At 36.8% G+C, this 3,625-nt stretch carries 5 protein-coding genes; 2 read left to right on the top strand and 3 right to left on the bottom strand.

From position 1 onward, the window contains the following. The coding region (locus ACY65O_RS18925) for a GNAT family N-acetyltransferase (protein ID WP_462222417.1) at window positions 1-315 on the top strand (315 nt) is incomplete at its 5' end. 67 nt (window positions 316-382) lie between these two features. On the opposite strand, the gene ACY65O_RS18920 is transcribed toward ACY65O_RS18925, so the two are convergent. The 3 genes from ACY65O_RS18920 to ACY65O_RS18910 all read right to left on the bottom strand — a co-directional run bounded on the left by ACY65O_RS18920 (window position 383) and on the right by ACY65O_RS18910 (window position 2,916). Beyond that, entirely contained in the window at window positions 383-901 is a 519-nt protein-coding gene (locus ACY65O_RS18920) for a LuxR C-terminal-related transcriptional regulator (protein WP_462222416.1), read from the bottom strand. Between the two features lie 181 nt (window positions 902-1,082). Then, window positions 1,083-1,790 carry a 16S rRNA (guanine(527)-N(7))-methyltransferase RsmG gene (gene rsmG, locus ACY65O_RS18915; protein WP_462222415.1) on the bottom strand — a complete coding sequence of 236 codons (708 nt, stop codon included), beginning with the start codon at window positions 1,788-1,790 and terminating at the stop codon, window positions 1,083-1,085. Window positions 1,791-1,938: 148 nt separating this feature from the next. Next, window positions 1,939-2,916, bottom strand: a complete 978-nt coding sequence (locus tag ACY65O_RS18910; RefSeq protein ID WP_462222414.1) for a glycosyltransferase — start codon at window positions 2,914-2,916, stop codon at window positions 1,939-1,941. A 229-nt stretch (window positions 2,917-3,145) separates the two neighbouring features. On the opposite strand from ACY65O_RS18910, the gene ACY65O_RS18905 reads away from it, so the two are divergent. Continuing rightward, window positions 3,146-3,625 (top strand): tRNA-guanine transglycosylase (locus ACY65O_RS18905; RefSeq protein ID WP_462222413.1); only part of this gene is annotated, 480 nt, incomplete at its 3' end.

Genomic DNA, 3,625 nt, shown 5'->3' with positions numbered 1-3,625 from the left:
CCCGTGGGGTATCTTCGGTTTATGGAAGATTACAGCAACTTTCCTTTAATGAAAAAATGGAAAGCCATGGAATTAAAACGCATTTATGTGTTAAAAGAATTTCATGGCAAAGGTATTGCACAAAAACTGATGGATTTTGTTATTGACTATTGCATCAAAGAGAAATACCAGGTTATTTGGCTGGGGGTGTGGGAGAATAATTTAAGGGCACAAAAGTTTTACGAAAAATATGGATTTGAAAATTCGGGACACACCCACGATTTTCCTATAGGCCACACTCCGCAAACTGATTATTGGTTTTGGAAATTCCTATAAAATTATAAACCCCGAAAAAATCCGGGGCTTATAATTTTGTGCTTGATTGAAATAATACGACCAGTAATTATCTTCCAAAGTATTTGTTCACTGCTTCTACACGGTTATTGACGTGCAGTTTTTCGTAAATGTGATATACATGTTTACGCACCGTTTCTGTACTGATGAAGAGAGCGTCTGAAATTTCTTTGTATAATAACCCCTTGGATAATGACTCTAATATTTCTTTTTCCCTTCTTGATAAAACATCAAGTGCTGATTCGTTTAAAAATTTATCTGATTTTTTATTTTGAAAAGCTGCAACAACTTTTCTTGCAATCTGGCTGCTCATCGGCGAGCCACCTTCCATTAATTCCTGTATGCCTTCTAACAATTTACCAGGAGGAGTTTTCTTTAAAATATACCCGTTGGCACCGGCGCTTAAAGCTTCAAATATTTGTTCATCATCTTCATAAATAGTACACATCATAAATAATATTTCAGGGTGTGTTATTTTTAATTCTCTCACCACTTCAATACCACTTATGCCACCCAACCCAATATCCATTAATACTACTTTGGCATTTAAGATCGGCAGTTTAACCAACGCCTCTTCTCAGCTTACACACGAGCCTGCTAATTCGCAGTAATCACTCATTTCAATAATTTGCTCCAGGGCAGCCCTGATGTCATTATTATCTTCTACTATAGCAACTGGTATCTTCATAATTGTACTGCAAAGCTGAAACATTAATACCATATAAACAATACCACAAAGTGGTAGTTTTTTATTTTAGCCCCACATATAAAAGGTACTTATCTTTAAAAAATTCCTGCGGAAAAAGTTTTTCAATTTCCCATACCATTGGTTTACAACCACTTTCAAATATTTCTTGCGTAAGGTCGCCGCCTTTAAGGCATACTAAGCCATTGGGTGTATTTACACCGTATTCAATATTTTTATTTTTTTGAAGAAGAGGCTTGCTCCAGTGCCACAGATCTTTTAATGGCGCCACGGCACGGCTTATTACAGTATCAAATTTTCTGTTCTTAATATCTTCGGCCCTGGTATGTTGTGTGGTAACATTTTTTAAGCCAATGGCAGCAGCAATTTCTGCCACCACTTTTAGTTTTTTATTAATGCTGTCCACCAGATGAAAATTTGTATCAGGATAAAAAATAGCCAATGGAATTCCCGGAAAACCGCCACCGCAACCCAAATCCATTACCTGCATGCCTTTTGTAAATTCAAACTGTGTTGTAATAGATAAAGAATGTAAAACATGATGTTCATAAAAATTATCCATGTCTTTTCTGCTGATAACATTTATTTTTTGATTCCACTCAGTATATAAATCTTTTAATGCTGCAAACTGTTGCAGCTGCTTTTCATTAAAATCACTAAAATATTTTTCAATCATTTCCATTGTACAAAATCTAAAATAAAAAAAATAAAACATAATCTTCTTATCAATAATCGCAAAGGTCTTCTCCATTTCCCTCTGCTTCAGAAGTTCGTGCAAAGGAACGAACGCAGTTCAAGGTGAGGTTTTACTCCGCTTCAATCTCCTCCATTTCCCCCTTTAGGGGATAGGGGCTTCTTCTCCATTTCCTTCCCTTCTGAGGAGGATAGGAGGGGCTGCTCTACCATCCCTTCCCCGGCTTCTTCACCAGCTTTACCGAAAAAATAATATAATAAAAAAACATCCACACATCTAAAAACAAAAACCACGGATACAGATCTTTTTCATGCAATTTTTTCATACATAAATAAAAAACTATGGCCTGCAATAAAAAACGGAAGCCGAAAACTACCAGTGCATATTGCCAGCCGTAAAATATAATACTTGCAGCAAGCAAAGGGTAAAACAAAAAATGCGAAAAAGAATATACACCCAATAAAAATTTATGTACCGGTTTATAATATTTTGCCGTGCTGTAATGACGGCTTTTTTGTTTCATCCATTGGCCCCAGTTTTTAGCAGGCTCACTCAAAGTAAAAGTATCGGCATCAATATTAATTTTAGTGTTAGTTTTTGTGGCAGCAGTTTTAATAAACAAATCATCATCGCCGCTGGCAACATTATTGTGTGCACTAAAACCTTTATGGCGGAAGAAAATAGTTTTTTTATAACTCAGGTTTCTGCCAACACCCATGTAAGGATTACCTGCAATGGCGTAACTTAAATATTGCATGGCCGTATGAAAAGTTTCCCACCTGATTAATTTATTAAGCAATCCATTTTTTTTATGATGGGCACCATAACCTAAAACTATTTCTGTTTGTTCATCATAAGTTTGCTGCATTTTATCGATCCAAAATTCGCTTGCAGGCACACAGTCGGCATCGGTTAATAAAACCACTTCGTATTTAGCAGTTTTAATGCCCACGCTTAAAGGGAATTTTTTTCCGGGAATAAATTTTGCTTCCTGTTTAAGCTCCACCACATGCAGTTGCTTAAAAGTTTTTTTAAATTCTTCCAGCAAGTATTTACTGTCGTCGAACGAGTTATCATCTACCACAATTACTTCGTGTGTGGTGCGGTATTGCTGTACCAGCGAACCCGGAAGATTTTTCGCTAAATTTGCCGCTTCATCCCTGGCACAAATAATAACCGACACCGGGTGTGTTTGCGATGTAGTTTTAATTGCTGGTTTGTAAAACGCTAATCTAACAAAAAAGAAACCGTAATAAAAAAGCTGTATCAGGGTGATGAAACAAAAACTGTAAAAAAGTAATTGCCACCAATGGGTAAAATTCATAGAGCAAAAATAAGGAATTAGTAATTTGGAATTGGGGGATTAGTGAGCAGGCTATCCTCAAAATATAAACAGTAAACAAAAGCACATAATGGCAGCATTACAATTTGAATTGCAGTATAACGACACACAAACAAAAGCAAGAGCAGGCACAATAATCACCGATCATGGCCATATAGCAACACCCATATTTATGCCTGTGGGCACAGTGGGCAGTGTAAAAGCAGTTACACAGCAGCAATTGCATACCGAAGTAAAAGCGCAAATAATTTTAGGCAACACCTATCATTTATATTTAAGACCCGGATTAGAAACTTTAGAAGCCGCAGGAGGCCTGCATAAATTTAATGGCTGGGATAAACCCATTTTAACCGACAGCGGCGGTTACCAGGTTTTTTCTTTGGCGAACAACAGAAAGTTAACTGAGGAGGGCGCTTTATTTCAAAGTCATATTGATGGCAGTAAACATTTATTTACGCCAGAAAGTGTAATGGATATTCAGCGTATTATTGGCGGCGATATTATTATGGCATTTGATGAATGCCCGCCTTACCCCAGCGATTATAAATAC

It is taken from the genome of Ferruginibacter sp., assembly GCF_031430955.1.
GTDB lineage: Bacteria > Bacteroidota > Bacteroidia > Chitinophagales > Chitinophagaceae > Ferruginibacter.
The sequence above is the reverse complement of the archived record's forward strand: the minus strand, read 5'-3'. Positions and strand labels throughout refer to the sequence as shown.